At 62.6% G+C, this 16,198-nt stretch carries 19 protein-coding genes; 1 reads left to right on the top strand and 18 read right to left on the bottom strand.

Annotated elements, in window-relative coordinates:
• Positions 1-63: 63 nt before the first annotated feature.
• From QZ079_RS03595 to QZ079_RS03520, 16 genes are all read right to left on the bottom strand, one after another.
• Positions 64-801: a GntR family transcriptional regulator gene (locus QZ079_RS03595; protein ID WP_291289341.1), complete on the bottom strand. Its 738-nt coding sequence runs from the start codon at positions 799-801 to the stop codon at positions 64-66.
• On the bottom strand, positions 802-1,464 hold the full coding sequence (locus tag QZ079_RS03590) for an HAD family phosphatase (protein WP_297035223.1): 663 nt from the start codon (positions 1,462-1,464) through the stop codon (positions 802-804).
• Between the two features lie 107 nt (positions 1,465-1,571).
• Positions 1,572-2,408 carry a Cof-type HAD-IIB family hydrolase gene (locus QZ079_RS03585; protein WP_297035220.1) on the bottom strand — a complete coding sequence of 279 codons (837 nt, stop codon included), beginning with the start codon at positions 2,406-2,408 and terminating at the stop codon, positions 1,572-1,574.
• 178 nt (positions 2,409-2,586) lie between these two features.
• On the bottom strand, positions 2,587-3,447 hold the full coding sequence (locus tag QZ079_RS03580; protein WP_297035217.1) for a PfkB family carbohydrate kinase: 861 nt from the start codon (positions 3,445-3,447) through the stop codon (positions 2,587-2,589).
• A 10-nt stretch (positions 3,448-3,457) separates the two neighbouring features.
• A complete protein-coding gene (locus tag QZ079_RS03575) occupies positions 3,458-4,426 on the bottom strand; it encodes an SIS domain-containing protein (protein ID WP_297035215.1) in 969 nt (322 codons plus the stop codon).
• Positions 4,427-4,471: 45 nt separating this feature from the next.
• A complete protein-coding gene (deoC, locus tag QZ079_RS03570) occupies positions 4,472-5,125 on the bottom strand; it encodes a deoxyribose-phosphate aldolase (protein WP_297035212.1) in 654 nt (217 codons plus the stop codon).
• A 156-nt stretch (positions 5,126-5,281) separates the two neighbouring features.
• Positions 5,282-5,953, bottom strand: coding sequence for an HAD family phosphatase (locus tag QZ079_RS03565; protein ID WP_297035209.1), 672 nt, complete (start codon positions 5,951-5,953; stop codon positions 5,282-5,284).
• A gap of 65 nt (positions 5,954-6,018) precedes the next feature.
• Positions 6,019-7,278, bottom strand: a complete 1,260-nt coding sequence (locus QZ079_RS03560; protein WP_297035206.1) for an MFS transporter — start codon at positions 7,276-7,278, stop codon at positions 6,019-6,021.
• A 156-nt stretch (positions 7,279-7,434) separates the two neighbouring features.
• The gene (locus QZ079_RS03555) at positions 7,435-8,289 is read right to left on the bottom strand and encodes a PTS system mannose/fructose/sorbose family transporter subunit IID (protein ID WP_297035202.1); all 855 of its coding nucleotides are present in this window, start codon (positions 8,287-8,289) and stop codon (positions 7,435-7,437) included.
• Entirely contained in the window at positions 8,279-9,049 is a 771-nt protein-coding gene (locus tag QZ079_RS03550; RefSeq protein ID WP_297035200.1) for a PTS sugar transporter subunit IIC, read from the bottom strand. Before QZ079_RS03550 ends, QZ079_RS03555 begins: the two co-directional genes overlap by 11 nt.
• A 38-nt stretch (positions 9,050-9,087) precedes the next feature.
• Positions 9,088-9,558: a PTS sugar transporter subunit IIB gene (locus QZ079_RS03545; protein ID WP_144688039.1), complete on the bottom strand. Its 471-nt coding sequence runs from the start codon at positions 9,556-9,558 to the stop codon at positions 9,088-9,090.
• 21 nt (positions 9,559-9,579) lie between these two features.
• On the bottom strand, positions 9,580-10,005 hold the full coding sequence (locus QZ079_RS03540; RefSeq protein ID WP_291289330.1) for a PTS sugar transporter subunit IIA: 426 nt from the start codon (positions 10,003-10,005) through the stop codon (positions 9,580-9,582).
• Complete coding sequence (locus tag QZ079_RS03535) at positions 10,002-10,856, bottom strand: sugar phosphate isomerase/epimerase (protein ID WP_297035194.1); 855 nt, start codon at positions 10,854-10,856, stop codon at positions 10,002-10,004. Before QZ079_RS03535 ends, QZ079_RS03540 begins: the two co-directional genes overlap by 4 nt.
• Positions 10,857-11,057: 201 nt before the next feature.
• Complete coding sequence (locus QZ079_RS03530) at positions 11,058-11,813, bottom strand: GntR family transcriptional regulator (RefSeq protein WP_297035191.1); 756 nt, start codon at positions 11,811-11,813, stop codon at positions 11,058-11,060.
• Entirely contained in the window at positions 11,797-12,579 is a 783-nt protein-coding gene (locus tag QZ079_RS03525) for a GntR family transcriptional regulator (RefSeq protein ID WP_297035188.1), read from the bottom strand. The genes QZ079_RS03530 and QZ079_RS03525 overlap by 17 nt, the downstream gene beginning before the upstream one ends.
• Positions 12,572-13,051: a hypothetical protein gene (locus tag QZ079_RS03520; protein ID WP_291289326.1), complete on the bottom strand. Its 480-nt coding sequence runs from the start codon at positions 13,049-13,051 to the stop codon at positions 12,572-12,574. Before QZ079_RS03520 ends, QZ079_RS03525 begins: the two co-directional genes overlap by 8 nt.
• Before the next feature lie 99 nt (positions 13,052-13,150).
• On the opposite strand from QZ079_RS03520, the gene QZ079_RS03515 reads away from it, so the two are divergent.
• Positions 13,151-14,245, top strand: a complete 1,095-nt coding sequence (locus QZ079_RS03515; RefSeq protein ID WP_297035185.1) for an SIS domain-containing protein — start codon at positions 13,151-13,153, stop codon at positions 14,243-14,245.
• A 67-nt stretch (positions 14,246-14,312) separates the two neighbouring features.
• Here QZ079_RS03515 and QZ079_RS03510 read toward each other — a convergent pair whose 3' ends face one another.
• A complete protein-coding gene (locus tag QZ079_RS03510; RefSeq protein ID WP_297035180.1) occupies positions 14,313-15,182 on the bottom strand; it encodes a DMT family transporter in 870 nt (289 codons plus the stop codon).
• A gap of 101 nt (positions 15,183-15,283) precedes the next feature.
• Positions 15,284-16,198 (bottom strand): SIS domain-containing protein (locus tag QZ079_RS03505; RefSeq protein ID WP_297035177.1); only part of this gene is annotated, 915 nt, incomplete at its 5' end.

Below are 16,198 nucleotides of genomic sequence, written 5' to 3'. Positions count from 1 at the left end.
GGCGGCCATGCGCCGAGGACAAGCGAAGGGGAACGCCGGGGCTTCCCGGTCGGCGTCAAGGTCTCACGTGCTCAACCTGAAGCGCGACCCCACAACGTACTGCCAGCCCACAAAAAACGCCTCACCAGACGCGTCGAGGAAGTTTGACTTCATGAGGAACAGCGGCTCGCCCACGGGCACGTCGAGCGCCTCCGCTACCTCCTGCCCGGCGCGCACGATCTCGATGGTTCTCCCCGGAGCCTGCTTGGGATAACTTCCCGTCTGCGCGCAGATCTCCGCGAAAATCGAGACCGGTCCATCGAGCTCGGCGTCCTCAAGAAACGAAAACCTATCGTGCGGGAAGAAGCTCCTATCGAGCAGCACCGGAATATCGTTCGCTGTGCGCAGGCGTTCCACGACCAGCACCTCACACCCCGGTTCGAGACTCAAGAACTCGGCGATATCACCGCCGACGGGAGCAGAATAGCGCGCGATGAGCTCGGCGTTCGGCTCCATGCCGTCATCTCGACACGCTGCACTGAAGCTGCGCACATCCGCCCCGAACTGCACCTTGCGCATGAGCTTGGGCGCGTTCACAAATGTTCCGCGCCCCTGCTGTTTGGTGAGCAGACCCTCCCCCACCAGCTCTTCGATAGCGCGGCGAACTGTGACCCTTCCCACGTTATAATCCGTCGAAAGCTCGAGCTCGGTCGGGATCTGGCTACCCGACTGATACTCGCCCGATTCGATCTTGCTACGAATCTCATGCATCACGTGCTGATAGAGCGGGACGGATGATTCCTTCTCCCGACGGCAGGCCATCTATATCACCTCGAGGATCCCCGGTACCGTGTCGATAATCACATCCGCTTTATCCTGCGAGAAGGGAAACCGGCTCTCGCGCTTCGCAAACACCGTGAGCCCCGCCCGTTTACCCGCCTCGATGCCGTAGGGCGAGTCCTCCACGCAACAGCATGCACTCGGATCGAGCCCGAGAACCTCGCAGGTGTGCAGGTAGATTTCGGGGTTAGGTTTGCTCTCATGAAACTGCTCGCCGCTCACGATGACTTCGAATTCATCCTCGATCCCACATGCATGGAGCACCTCGCGGATGTTGTCCATGGGGGAAGAAGATGCGAGCGCCAAGCGGAGACCCCGTGCGCGCAGGGCATCGAGCGTCTCCGGGACGCCGGGATTCATGAGCGCGCGGTAGTCGTAGACGTAGTCCTTGCCCCACGCGTTGAAGCGCGCGATCGCCTCCTCGGGCGTAAACGTTCCGTACCCGCCGCGCTCCCACCACTGAGCGACTGTCTGGTTGAACGTCTCGTGCGAGCAGCCAACGGTCTGGGCTATCTCCTCATCCGATACCTCGATCCCGAATGCATCGAGAAATGCACGCTCCTCCTGGGCGTAGGCGTACTCGGAATCGACGATCACGCCGTCCATATCGAAGATCACGGCGCCAAACGAAGCCTGCGCGGACATCGTACCTCCTTGCGTAGAATGCGACCGCATCACTATCATACCTTACGCCCAGCCAGGCAACACGGCAAGGACAGCTCAGCAAGCAACATGGCCTCAACCAGACAGCGCTAACTCAGCAGCTCCTCGAGGGCCTCAGCGATGCCGTCCTCGTTGTTCGAACACGTCACCATATCCGCCGCGCGTTTCACCTCATCTGTCGCGTTCGCCATGGCAATACCCGTGCCGGCAAGCTTGAGCATGGGGATATCGTTCTGGCCGTCGCCGAACGCGATGAGCTCGGCGGGGTCGATGCCGCGCTCGGGCAACGCATGGGAGAGGGCGCGTGCCTTATCGATGCCGCGCGCGGTGAACTCGAAATAGAAATCCGCCGTGAACATACAGCTCAGACGGTCGCCGAAAGGAGCCTCCATGGCCTCGTGATGCTCAGCGAGATAGGTATCCGTACCCGCGGTGAGGATCTTGTTCTGCGGCGTGATGCACCAATCCAGAAGCGAACGCACCTCATGGATGCGCAAGCCACAGGCATCACGCTCGTATTTGACGATGTTCTTCGGCTCGCCCTTGTGGTAGATGGTGCAGCGATAGGCGTCCTCGATATAAAGGCGGTCGGCGTCGACGAGCATGGGGATGACGTCGAAGTTCTGCAGGTGTTCGAGAACCGCACGGGCATCCTCGACGGAAATCGCTTGGTTGAACAAGAGCTCCCCGGTGGTGGCGTCGCGCACCTGCGAACCGTTGTAGGCGACGAGCATGCCATGGTAGCGGTCGAGCTCGAGCTCATGGGCGAGCGCACGCAAGCCATGCGCGGGGCGTCCCGAAGCAAGGATGAGCGTGATGCCCGCACGCGCGGCGGCAAGCAGCGCCTCCTTCGTGCGCGGCGTGATGCGCTTCTCGTCGTTGGTAAGCGTGCCGTCGATATCGAGCGCGATGGCCTTGATGGACATGAGCGCTGTTCCTTTCCTTTCCGAACCTGCTACTGCAATGATGCGACACCGTCCCGGGCGCCGTTTCCGCCGTGAAATCCGGGCAGGAACTGGCGTGTACCTCAACCATTATCTCGATACACACGCCAGTTCCTGCCCGGATTTCCCAACCGAGCGCGAAACGAGGCAGCGTCGCGCACTACGCGAAGCGCTTGGGATGGCCCCACGCGCCCTCGATGCCGCAAACCTCGGCAGCGAAAGAAGCGGCGCCGTCGAGCGCGCGGGCAACGGCGTCGTCGCGCGCCTCCCCTTGCTTGCAAGCATCAAGATATCCCAGCAGAAACGCTGCGATGAACGAATCTCCGGCGCCCATCGTGTCGCGCACCGTCGCAGCCGGCTTGATGGGCTGCTCGAAGAAACGCTCGCCGTCGAACGCAACCGATCCCCGCTCGCCCCGCGTCGCCACGGCGATACCAGGTCCCAGGCTGCTGAGCCACCGCAGGTGCTCGCCCACCACGTCGTCGCTCGCCTCGTCTTCTGCGGAGTAGAAGGCGAAGTCCACGAACGGCGCCACGTCCTCCACATACGCATCGACGGAGTCCTCCGAGAAGTCGAAGCTCACCGGCACGCCCGCCGCACGCACCGCCGGCAGCTCGCGCTCCGTGAAGCAGTAGCTGCCGGTATGCAGCACATCGAAACCGCTCACGTACTCGAGGGCAAAGCGATCGAGCACATAGCGCGACCTCCCGCGGATCCCGCCTTGGTTCGAACCGAGGAACACGCGCTCTCCCGCCTCCACCGTCACGCTCGACGCGCCGTTCTCGCCGACCTCCTGCCGACAGCGTACGAGTTCCACGCCTTCATCGGCAAGGCTCTCGATCACGTGCTCGGCAGCATCGTCCGTGCCGAAGATGCCCATGTACGCAGAGCGCGCCGCCCCGAGACGCTGCGCATACACCGCGACGTTCACCGCGTTACCGCCGGGATACATGATGCCCAGATGCTCGTAGCGGTCGACGACGTTATCTCCAAAGCCCAGGATCGATACGTCGAATCCCATGGCAGCCCCCTTAGTACGAGACGACTCCCATATAGCGGCGGAAGTCCGGGTCATGGTCGAACACCTTGCCGCGCGCGGCGCGCAGCTCGACGTTCATGGCATAGAAGAGCACGGGGTCGAGATAGGCGCGCACACTCGCTGGCACCTTGTCCATACCGTACTCAAGGGCATCGAGCACCATGAGGGTGTCGGTGTGGTCGTTCAGGAATGCGAGCGCGCGCTCGTCCATGGCGCGGTACTCGCTCGAGCCCATCTGCAAGAAGTAGAACACGCCGGGTTCCGTGACCTCGAACGGCCCGTGGAAGTACTCGCCCGAATGGATATAGCTGCAGCTCTGCCACTGCATCTCCATGAGCGAGCAGATGGCGAAGCCGTAGGTCTGGCAGAAATTGGAGCCGGATCCCAGAATGTAGAGGAAGGGATGCTCCTGGCAAAGCGCCGCGAAGCGCTCCCCCAGCTCCGCGTTCACCTTCTTGCGCGCCGCGGGCAGCACCTCGTCCATCATATCGACGCCTTGATAGAGGTCAGCAAGGTCGGCGAAACCCTCCTGCTGGTCAAGCAGCTCGGCGGCAAGAAGCGGCGCGATGCCCGAAGGCACCTCGCCGGCGGGAACGTCGGTGCCCCACGGATACACCCAGCACGTCCACGCGCCCTGTGCGATCTTGGACTCCGCGCCGTCGGTGAGCGCGACGACCTCAGCCCCGCGCTCGCAGGCGAGCTGGCACGCATCGAGCACCTCGGGCGTGTTGCCGCTATGGCTGCACGCGACCACGAGGCTGTGCTCGCCCAAGCGCTTCGGCGCGGTAATGCAGAACTCGCGTGCCGTGTACGCACCCGAGACGATGTGCCTCGCCTCGCGCTCGAGCAGCATATGCGCCGGCAGCAGATCGATGAGCGAGCCGCCGCAGGCGACCCAATACACCTCTTCGATCGCACCACGCTTCTCGATGATGTCCTTGATGAGATTGAACGGCTTCATGACGTCCCCTTTCATAAGCCAATCTACCTTCGTCGCGTCGATTCTTTACGCCTCGGCGGCACGCTCCCCCTCGACGATCGCGATGCCCGCCGTTGCGCCGAGCGCGCTCGCACCCGCCTCGATGAACGCTTTCGCCTGCTCATACGTGCGGATGCCGCCCGCGGCCTTCACCTGCACCTTGTCGCCGAGCACCTCGGCCATGATGCGAACATCCTCGAGCGTCGCCTTATAGGGGCGGCCGGAAGACGTCTTGAGGAACGCGGGACGCGCCTTGAGCGCGATCTCGCACACGCACCGCTTGTCTGCCTCGGACTCGAACTTCGGCATCTCGACGATGACCTTGTCCCGCATGCCATGCGCGCGGCAGAACTCCGCCACGCCGCACATCTCGCGCTCGATGGCATCGAAGTCGCGCTCCTCGACGGCGCGCTGGTTCAGCACGTAGTCGACCTCCGTGAACCCGGCCTGCGCATAGCGCTCGAATTCCGGCAACTCCTCCTCGAGCGTGAGCGCGCCCTCAGGGAAGTCGATGGCGCCCGCGACGATGACATCCGTGCCCGCGAGCACCTCGCACGCGTGGTCGTAGGTCTCGGGATCGGCGAAGACGCACCTGAAGTCGTAGCGACGCGCCTTCTCGAGGTATTCGTCGAAGGTGTCGTTCGGATCGTCGATATAGTCGATGTACTTGTTGATGCCCATGATGCAATCTCCTTTCGAACCATGTCTGCTTTGTGCAGCCCTCGTCCCGGCAACTTAAAATCCGGGCAGGAAATGGCGCGCGGCCACAGCATTTCTTAGAAACACCTGCCATTTCATGCCCGAAGTTCCCGCGAACGGGAAGGACAACGGCGGCGGTTACGCGGGGGCGTACTCCAGGACGGCGCCGATGACGCCTGGTATCTCGTTCACCATGATGTCTGCTCCGCGCTGCGTGAACCCGAAGCGCTCCTCGCGCTTGGCGATCGTGTAGAGCCCGGCGCGCCGCGCGGCCTCAATGCCGGGGTCGGAGTCCTCAACGGCGCAGCACGCCTCGGCAGGAAGGCCGAGTTTGCCTAACGTGAGCAGGTAGATCTCGGGGTTCGGCTTGCTCTGCGTGAGCTCGTCACCGCTTTCCACCGCCTCGAAGAAGCCTGCGATGCCGCATTCCTCAAGAACCTTCTCAATATGCTCAAGTGGCGAGGACGAAGCGACAGCCAAGCGGAATCCCAAGCGCTTGAGCTCCTCGAGGGTCTCGGGCACGCCGGGGTTCATGATCTCGCGGTAGCTGATGGGATGCTGATCCCAAAAATCCTCCTCGCGGCGCTCGATCTCCTCGCCGTCGAGCTTCTCGCCGAGCGACCGCTCCCACCACTGGGAATAGAGCTGACGCTCGACCTTGCGCGACGAGCCGGCGAGCATGTCGTGTTCCTCGGGCGAGACCGCGACCCCCATGGCCTCGAAGAACGCCTCGCGCACCCGCCGGTACGCTGCCTCGGAATCCACGAGCACGCCATCCATGTCGAAGATGACCGCTTCCAGCTGACTCATAGCGACTAGCTACTCCTTTCTGCATGCGATGGGAACCACCGCGTATAGTGGCGGAACGAGCGCACCTAGCATGAAGCCTCCTCGCGCGCGGCGCGCCTCATCGACGCGCGCCTCATGAGATACGTGCTCGCTCCCACGAGGGCGATGATGCACGATGCGCCGAAGAGCACCTCCTGCACGCCGAACGCAGCCGCCAGAAACGGGGCCACGGCGAGCGGCACGACGCCCGCGCTGTTGAGGCCGAGCCTCACGAAGCCCATCACGCGGCCGATATGCGTCATGGGCGTGCGCTCCTGCACGAGAATCGCCTGGGTAGGCTCCATGAAGCCCCAGGCGAGGCCGTTGATGAACTGGCCGACGATGGCGATGGCGAGCACGTTCGTGCCCACGTAGACCATCGACCCCACCCCTACGAACGTGAGCGTGACGAGCAGCAGCGGAATATCGATCTTGCGCTCCGGGATCTTCGTGAAGACGTACGAACCGATCGCCATGCCGAACCCGGATATTGCGGACAGGATACCCATCCACACCACGTCGACGGCGAGCACGTCGCGATAGAAGAGCGACTCGAGCGAGTCGAAGGCGCCGAAGGCGAAGAATCCCAAGAACCCGCTCACGAAGATGAGGCGCAGATCGTGCGTGCGCATGGTGATGCGCGCGCCCTCGATCACGCCCGAGACCATGCCGAGCTTATCGTCCTTCCGCTCACCGCTGTCCTCACGCTCCGGCATCACGGTCTCGCGACAGTCCCAGGTGACAAGGATCGCGCCCACGAGGCACACCGCCATGAACAAGAAGACGACGCGTGTGGGGAAAAATCCCGCGAGCACGCCGCCCGCGATGGGACCTGCGGCATAGGCGATGTTGCTGTAGAAGACCATGAGGCCGTTCAAACGGGCGAGCTGCGCCCTACCGCGCGTGAGATACACCGGGTACGTGCGCGTGCAGGTGTTGATGGAGCCGCCGCCCAAACCCATCATGGTCGCCGCGAAGATGAGCGTGGGCACCGAGGGCGGCACGATCCCCATGAAGACGCTCATCGCGAGCATGGCAAAGAGCGTAACGAGCGCCGTCTTGCGCGGTCCTATGCGGTCGATCACGGGGCCGGACGCGGCATTCGCCAGCGAGTTGCAGAGGTTGCGCACGAGCGTGATCGCCGCGACCAAAAACGCGTCACCGCCGAGCTCGTAGGTCGCCGCGCCGATGAGTCCCAGGAAGTACACGGCGTTCACCGCGCACCACTGCAGGGACTCAAGCGCGATGAGCCGCTTCTCACTCTGCGTGAGCGAGCCCATGTGCCCGCCTCTCGCTACGCTATCCACGTATCGACTCCTGTTCTCGTGTTCAGTTACCCGCACACCGGCTACGTGAACCCGAACCGCTACCGATATCAAATGAAACGTACTATAACGTTATGCCCTTTCGGGATTGAGAAAAGGGGCAGCGGCGAACCGCTGCCCCGAAGGAGGACGTATCGACTAAGCGAGGATGCCGAAGTACACGCCCACCACGCCGAGCACCATGGTGCCCAGGATGAGGATCATGGGAGAGACCTTCTTCTTGAGGAGGAAGTAGTACAGACCCATGAAGGCGAGGCCGAGCATGCCGGGCATAATGCCGTCGAGCACGCTCTGGAGCGTGGTGACCTCTTCGCCGGAGCCGAATTCAACCGCGAGCGACGCCGCGAACATACCGCAGGTCATGGAACCAACGACCATCATACCGATGATGCCGGCAGCCTTAATGACCTTGTCCATGATGCCGGACTGCTCGGCGGTCTCGAGCAAGCTCACGCCGATCTCATAACCCTTGTGGATGCCCCACACGCGCAGGATGTACTGCGGGACGTTGAAGAGCAAAAGGAAGATGATCGGGCCGAGCACGTTGCCCTGGGAGGCCAGCGAGATGGCGATGCCGGCGGCGACCACGCGGATGGTGGTCAGGAAGACGGCGTCACCGATGCCGGAGAGCGGGCCCATGAGGGCGGCCTTGATGTCGTTTACGGACTCAGGAGGCATCTCACCCTTGGCGATGTGCTCCTCCATGGACATCGCGATGCCGCCGACGAACGGAGCGAGGCAGACCGTGATGTTGAAGAACGCGGTGTGGCGCTCGAGCGCGGCCGCATAGCCCTCGGGATCGTCATGATAGATCTTCTTGAGCATCTTCTTGACCATCATGCCGAAGGCAAGACCCATCTGGTTCGCATAGGTCCAGGAGAATTCCATGCCGAGTGCGCCGACGGAAAGGGCAGCCTTGGTGAGATCCTGCTTGGTGATGGCGTACTCGCCCGTCTTGTAGGCGCTAGCCTGCGTGGTCTCATTAGAAGTCATCGTCGTCAGCCCCCTCAATCTGTGCCACGGTCTGGTTCTTATCCAAGAAGCCGAGCGTCAGGACGGCGATGATGACGGCGATAAGCGCAACGCCGAGCGTCGAGACGCCCATGTACGAGGTGAGCAGGAAGCCCAGGAACAGGTAGGGCAGGAGCTCCTTGCGGTAGATGAGGCGCAGAAGCATCGCAAAGCCCATGACCGGCAGGATGTTCGCGGCGGCGGCGAAGCCGCTGAGCACGAACGCGGGCACGGCGTTCACAAGCCAGTCGATAGCGCCGGAGCCGAAGTACACGGCGCAGAAGATGATGGCGAACCACACGGGAGCAAGCCAGAGGCCGAGCAGCCAGTGGAGCGCCATGAGCTTCGAGCCCTCGCCCTTGAGCGCGATGCCGGGGATGAAGCTCGTAAGCCAGTTGCTCACGATCTGGGCGAGGTTGCCCACGCCGAGAACGAGCGTGCCGATGGGCATGGCGAGGCCGACGGCCGCCTCGGTGTCGAGGTGGAGCAGGATCGCGTAGGCGGTGCAGAGCAGGCCGGCCGAGGTGGCATCCGGCGGAATGTAGGCGCCGATGGAGACGGAGCCCATGAAGAGCGCCTCGATGCTGGCACCCATAACGAGGCCAGTGTTGAGGTCACCGAGGAACGCGCCCACGACGGGGCACACCACGATGGGACGGAACGCATACAGCGTACCGAGCTGATAATCGAAGCATTTGAAGAACACGTACAGTACTGCGCAGAGTATGCTCTCGAAAAGCATGCGTCTACCTCCAATCACATGGGAGCATGGCGATTACCCTAGATGAGCTTGAGGGCGTCCACCTTGGGCTCTTCAGCGAGCCCGCGGATCTCGACCTCGATGCCCCTAGAGCCGAGCTCGCGGAGGATTTCCTCCTCCTCGGGCTCGAGGAACACCTGACGAGCGATGGTCTTCGTCGTCGGGGACTCCTTGGTGTTGCCGAGGTTAAGACTCTTGATCTGCGGGCATCCATCGATGAGCTGCTTTGCCTCGGCGATGGTCTGCACGCAGATGATCATCTTGTACTTGTCGGTCACACCGCTGTTGATCGCCTCGATGGCATGCGCCATGTCCTTGATCACGAGCTTGCAGCCGGCGGGCTTGCCGAGCTTGAGCGTGGTCTTCCACACGGGATCGTTCGCCACGTGGTCACCGACGCAGAAGATGCAGTCGGCACCGAGCGTACCCACCCACGAGGTCGCCACCTGTCCATGTAGAAGGCGATGGTCGACGCGCGTTAGAAGAATCATCTTTCCCCTCCTTTTCCGTTACTAGAATTCCTCGTCGTCCGCGTTAAGCGCAGCCAGCTCATCGTTGCAGTACTTCGGCCGCACCTCGTCGGTCGAGACGGCGACGCGAATCGCTGCTGCCAGATCGGGCTCGTTGATGGAGAACAAAAGCGAGATCAGAAGCGGCAGGTTCATGTTCGTCACGAGGTGGATGTTCTCACGCTGCTGAAGGACGTTCGTGAACTCGTTGTTCACGCTCCCGCCGAAGATGTCGGTGCAGACGAGTACCTCGTCCTCCGCGGGAATCTCGGCCAGCGTGTTCGCAACCTCCTGGGCGATGTCGTTCGCCCCGTCGACGAATGCGCAGATGACCTTGATGTCGACGCCCGCGCCGCCTCCCAGGAAGGAAAGCGCCTCGGAGATGCCGGCAGCGAAGTGCGCATGCGATGCGATGACCATGTGTCTCATTGGTACACCTCCTTTACCGTGTCGAGAGCCTTTTCGTACTGCCGAGCCGACTGCACGAGGGCAGTAGCTGGATCGGTGTGATAACGCGAGTTGACGATCTCGAAGCTTATGGGACCGGTATAGCCGCCGCGCTCGAGCGCAGCGAGGTCTGCCGCCATGTCGCGGGCGCCGTCGCCCCACGCGAGATGGCTTTCGGCACCGATGTCCGAGAAGTGAAGGTGCTGCACGCGCTCGCCGAAGCGCTTGAAGTACCCATCGATGGAGTCACCCGCGCGCCAGGCGGCGCCGAGATCGAGACAGACGGCCAGGTGCTCGTCGTGGACATCGTCGAGCAGCTGCTCGAGCTCTTCAGCCGAGCGTACAAGGTTCGTCTCGTCGCACTGGAGCGCCTCGATGGCGGGCGTGACGCCCTGCTCCGCCGCGTAGGAGACGACCCTGCGGAGCATCTGCACACTCCGCTCCCAAGCGTCTTCGCGCGGCTCGTCGAGATAGCCCCAGCCACTCGTGACGACGATCTTTCCCGCCTGCGTATCGCGTGCGATGTCGATGACGTTCTTGAACGTAGCGAAGGTACGCTCCTGCGCTTCCTCGCCGCGCGAGGCCATGTTCGCGGGCTTGGGGTTCGTCTGCTCGGGGCAGATGCCGATGATCTTCACGCCGTAGCGATTCGCAAGCTCGGTGAGGACCTGCGGGTCGTCGTGGCGCGCCCAGTCGAGCGCGAAGTGCATGGGTCCACACCACACCTCGACGGCCGGATAGCCAGCGTCGCTCGCGTCCTTGAAGAACGATTCCAGGGAAAAGAAGCGGTAATGGCAGTTCATCGCCGCGATATACCAGCTGTCGCCGATCATTGCTCCTCCCCTTTCGCGATTGTCGACTCGTACGTTCTATATAAGTCGGACGTTTTTCATACCAAAACAGGAATTAGCATAAACCTTCGGCAACGCTCGGAAACGCAGGTACGTGTGGAACACGCCAAGTGGTATGAAAAAGTCGATAAGCGGTATATAACACCCCATCACCTCTTCCACCATCGTGCCCTGCACGCAGCGCTACTGCGATACGGAATAGCGAGCGTGCTCGCCGATCGCGACCGACGTTACGTACTCGAGCGCACGCCCGGCAGCGTCGTAACTCACGCAGCGGATCCCGAGCGCCGGATCGCCCACGCTCCCGCGTAGCAGCTGCGCCTCGCGCGGCTTGAGTTCGCACACCTGAAGATCCTCAATGGCGCGCACGACCTCATGCCCGCGCAGGGCATAGAACTCATAGAGGCTGAACAGCGAGATGTCCACGGTCTCGATGCCGGGGAAAAGCTCGCAGGGGACGAGCGCGGTCTCGATCGCGAAGGGCTCGTCGTCCACGCAGTTCAGGCGGCGCACCTGGTAGAGATCGCCTTCGGAGGAGACGTCGAAGAGCCGCGCATAGTGCGCGCCCACCGGCCGAATCGAGGTCTCGAGCACCCGTACGCTCGGACGGTGCCGCATATCGCCCTGACTCGCACGGAAGCCCCGGGGGCCGTGCGACGAGCTGTTCGCGCTGAGGCCGTGCGTGACGAATGTACCCTTGCCCTGCACACGGAAGAGCAGCCCCTCGTCGATGAGGCCGTCGATGGCATTGCGTATGGTGAGCTTCGTCGTGTTGTACTGCTGCGAGAGGTCGGATTCCGAAGGTATCGCCGCGCCGGGCGTGAACTCCCCACTGTTGATCTTCTCGCGTATGATACGCCTGATGCGCAGGTAGAGTGGCAGATTGATCCCGGCGGCGTTCTCGTTGAGCCACGGCGCGCTGCTATAGCCCTTGGCCATGCGCCGCACCTCCCTCCGAGCCCGCCGATGCAAGCGCGGGCTGCTTGAACACGGTGTTGCATACGATGCCGAAGCGCTCGGGCACGTACAGCGACTCATAGTATTCAACCGGCGACAGATCGTCGTCCGTGCGCATGCCTCGTTCGAAGAAGATGAGGTCGCGCGCGGGGATAGACAGGAGCGCCGCCTCATCTTTCGAAGCGCGTCCCACCGAGACCGTGAGCGACGTGTGCACGGTGGGCATACCGTAGCGGCTCTCCAGGGTTGCCGTGAGCGATTCCTTCGAAAAATCGATGGCCTCGATTCCCGGGCACGCACGCACCGAGACGAACGACGTCTCGAGGCAGACCGCCTCGTCTTCGACGCAGCGCACGCGCCTGAGCTGGAACACAGGGTCGCCAGCGGCAAGAGCAAGACGGGGCGCGATGTCGTCCGGACAGGCGATGACGCCCTTCCATACGACGTGCGAGACCGGCGTCTTCCCGATCTTGTGGACGATCTCGCTGAAACCCGAGAGGTCGTCGAGGTGGATGGTCGGAAGGGGCGGGCACACGAAGCTGCCCGCACCGGGCTTGCAATCGACGATATGGTGCGCCGAGAGCTCGGCAAGGGCGCTTCTCAGCGTCGTGCGGGAGACGTCGAGGGTGACGCATAGCTCGCGCTCGGAGGGAAGACGGTCGCCCTCGGAAAGCCCGTGTGCGTCGATGTATTCCAGGATGCCCTCGTATGCCCTATCGAAGGGAGAGACCTCGACGCGCTTAGCCATTTCCCTGCCCCGCTATCATCTCATCGAAGACACCTTTGAGCTCGCGGGCGCTCTCCATGACGTTGCGGTACGCCCGCGTGCCGCGCTTGAGCTGGCGCAGCCAGAGCTTGATGTTCACCTCGACGGGCGCGGCATCTGGCCTGTGCACGGTCACCTGAACGACGACGCCGAGGATGCGGTTCCCGCGGCGCAGGGCGTTTCCGCGCGAGACGGCCATGGGGTTCATGACGATCTCGCCGACGCCCTTGAGGCCATCCGGCGCCTCCGCGCGCTCGGGTTCGATCTCGACGATCTCGCACGCGGCAACGTCCTCGCAGCGGTAAATGGTCGGCTTCGGCGCACCGGGCTGACGGATGCACCATAACCCCCTGGCCTCATCGAGCAGCACCTCGGGGATACCGAACATCGTCATCGGCGCGAGAATGGTGCGGGTCGCCTCGAAGGCATCGCCGACCGCTTGAGGCTCGTTCATGACCGCTCTCCGTTTCATGCTTATTCGTGCTTGTTGTAACTATATCTATTCGAGTAAATTTAATACCAATTCCAATCCGTAGATGGCGGGAGGTCTTCCATGAGCGGTATGACGATGCTCGATTACGTTCGCGAATGTCCGGTGAGGCTCAACGAGAATGTGAGGCGGCGTGGGGAGCTTTGCGGCGCGCTCGCCGAACGCTACCGTGCCGCCGTTGCGGCAGGTATGCGCCTCGTCGCCTGCGGCTCTTCCTACCATGCCTGCCGCGCCATGCAACCCTTCATGGAGCACGTGCTCTCTGTACGCGTCGATGTAGTGACTCCCGGGAGCTATGTGCGCTATGGAGCGGCGATGCCGCCCGCCTTCGAGGTCATGGTGTCGCAGAGCGGCAGCAGCACGAATATCATCGCCGCACTCGACACGGCAAGCGGGCTGGGACACGAGACTATCGTGCTCACCGGCAACGTCGAGGCAGACGTACGTGAACACGCCGACACGGTCGTGGACTACGGCGTTGGTGTGGAAACGGTGGGCTTCGTGACGGTGGGGCTCGTCACCCTCATGGAGTTTCTCGCTCTGTTCGCACTCACCTGCGCGGAAGGCATGGGCGCGATCACCGCGGACGCGCTGGGACGCTGGATGGCGGAGCTTGAGGCAGCCGCCGCGCTCCACGGCGCGCTCGCCACGCGTATGGAAGAGGTCTTTACCGCGGACGAGCTGTCCTTCCTCTCGCCCGGCCCCACCTTCGTGCTCGGTGATGGACCGAACTATGCGACGGCGCTCGAAGGCGCCCTCAAGATCCAGGAAACGCTCAAGGTGCCCGCGATCACCTATGAACCCGAGGAATTCATCCACGGTCCAAACATGCAGCTCACGCCTGCCTATACGGTGTTCGTCATCGATACCGACGCGGCACCTGGCCGCGCCTTCGATATCTGGCGCGCGGTGCGCGAGGTGACCGATCGCGCGTTTCTGGTGAGCACGCGGCCGAGTGAGGGCGCGCGGATAATCGCCGCCGAGGGGCATGCGGTGAGCGAGCTCATCTCGCCTATCGCGCTCGTCGCGCCCTTCCAATACCTCTGCGCGCGAGCCATGGCGGAGCTCGATTGCGAGGACGAGCATCCGCTCATGCGCCGTTTCGAACGCATCGTCTCGAGCAAGACGGAAGCCTACCGCCGCAAACACGACGCATAACTGGGACTTTGGCACCAGGTCTCTTAGTCCCACTTTGGGACTTTGGCACCAGGTCTCTTAGTCCCACTCACATCGCAAGCTCGGGTGAGGGCTGGGCAGCCGCATCCTTCTCGCGCTGCTCGAGCACGAGATTCACGATGATGCTGCCGATGATGAGCAGCGTGCCCGCGAGCGCGAATCGCCCGAAGTTCTCGTGGAAGAAGACGAATGCCCAGGTGGGGGCAAACACGACCTCGAGCATGGTGATGAGGTTCGCGGTAAGCGGGTTCGCCCGCATGATGCCCCGCGAGAAGCATACGTTCGCAAGGCCGGAGCACACGATGCCGCCGGCGGCCATGAGCCCCCACTCATGCGGCTTCACCTGCGGAAGCTGTGGAATGTAGAGCAGTCCGGGCAACACGGAGATCGCGCAGCTGATCATCGCCGACGTCACGGGCGACGACCCGCGCTTGGCGTTCAAGAAGAACATGAGGCCGAAAAAAGCGCCTGAGATGATCGCCAGGAGATTCCCCAGCACATTTTCCGGCGAGAGACTGTCGAAGAAGAACACGACCATACCGGTAAGCGCCATGACGATGACGAACACCTTGCGCGCCGGCGGAACCTTCCGCTGCTCGATAGCCTCGTAAAGCGCTACAAACGCCATGGAGCTGTACTGGAGCACGATGGCGCTTCCCACGCTCGTGAGCTTGTTGGCGTACGTGAAGGTGATGCCCATGAAGTACGATGCGAGCCCTGCCGCCACCACGAGCTTCGACACGCGGATCGTGGGTCGGATGATGATGAAATAGAACAACAGGGCGACGACGGACGAGACCGCGCTGATGAGGAATCCCGGCTGGCTATTAAGCTTCGTGAAGACACCCGAAAAGCTCCATGCAACCGCCGTGCCCAGCAGCCAAAGGTATCCCGTGTTCATGCGACGACCCGTATCCATGTGTATCCCCCTGCTTATGCGCACAAAGGCGGCCGGGAGCCGAGCCCCCGGCCGCCCTTCATCGACCTTGGTCTATCAAAGCCTGCTACCAGGCGCAGCCCTTAGTAGTCGAACTGGTGATAGTAACGACGATACTTGAGGTTGTGCTTGGTGACCGTCTCGTAGTAGCGAGCGAGGCGGTCGGTCACGAGAATGGTGAGGATCCACGGGGAGACGATGACGCGGAAGTCGTCGTCGAGGCCGGGGATGGCGTACTCGGCGGTGTCGATCACCACGACGTCCTCGTCCTTGGTGCGGTCGGCGAAGTTGGTGAGGAAGGCCTCGACGCGCTCGTCGAGCTTGCGGCACTCGTCCTCGCCCTTGAACAGGAACACCGGGACGCCCTGCTCCACGAGCTCGAGGGTGCCGTGGAAGAAGTCGGCCGAGGTGATGTAGCGGGTGCGCTTCCACTGCATCTCCTCGAGGATGCACATGGCGAAGAGGATCGTCTCGCCCCAGAGCGCGCCGGAGCCGATGAACATGGTGTAGGGAGCGAGGGCGTACTTCTTGGCGAGCTCCTCGGCCTTGGGCTCGAACTTCTTGCGGATGTCGAGGAGGTCTGCCCAAACGTTTTTCGTCTGCTCAATAAAGCGATCGTACTTGGGGAAGCAGCCGCGGTGGTACAGGAGCCTCAAGCCGAAGCAGTCTGCGAGGTAATACCCACCCTCGCAGCCACCGTCGCCATGGCTTGACGCCATTGCAATACAGTTCTCCACGCCGACCGCTTCACCAATCTTGCCAGTTGGCTTGGTCATCGCATATACGCGGATGCCCATCTCCTTCATCTTCTTGACGGCCTCGAGGACCTCGGGCGTGGTGCCGGACTCGGAGGCGGTGAGGACGACGGACTTCTCGGTCATGCGCTTGTGGCCGGAGACGTTCCACTCGGCGGCGTGGATGAGGTAGACCTCGAGGTCCCTGTCGCCGAACTTGTTCATGAGGTACTCGAGCTGCATGAGCTCGTCCCAGGTGCCGCC

Origin of the sequence: uncultured Enorma sp. (assembly GCA_905210055.1) — a bacterium.
In the GTDB taxonomy this organism is placed as follows: Bacteria; Actinomycetota; Coriobacteriia; order Coriobacteriales; family Coriobacteriaceae; genus Enorma.
Note: the sequence above shows the minus strand (reverse complement) of the source record. Positions and strands in the feature narration are given on the sequence as shown.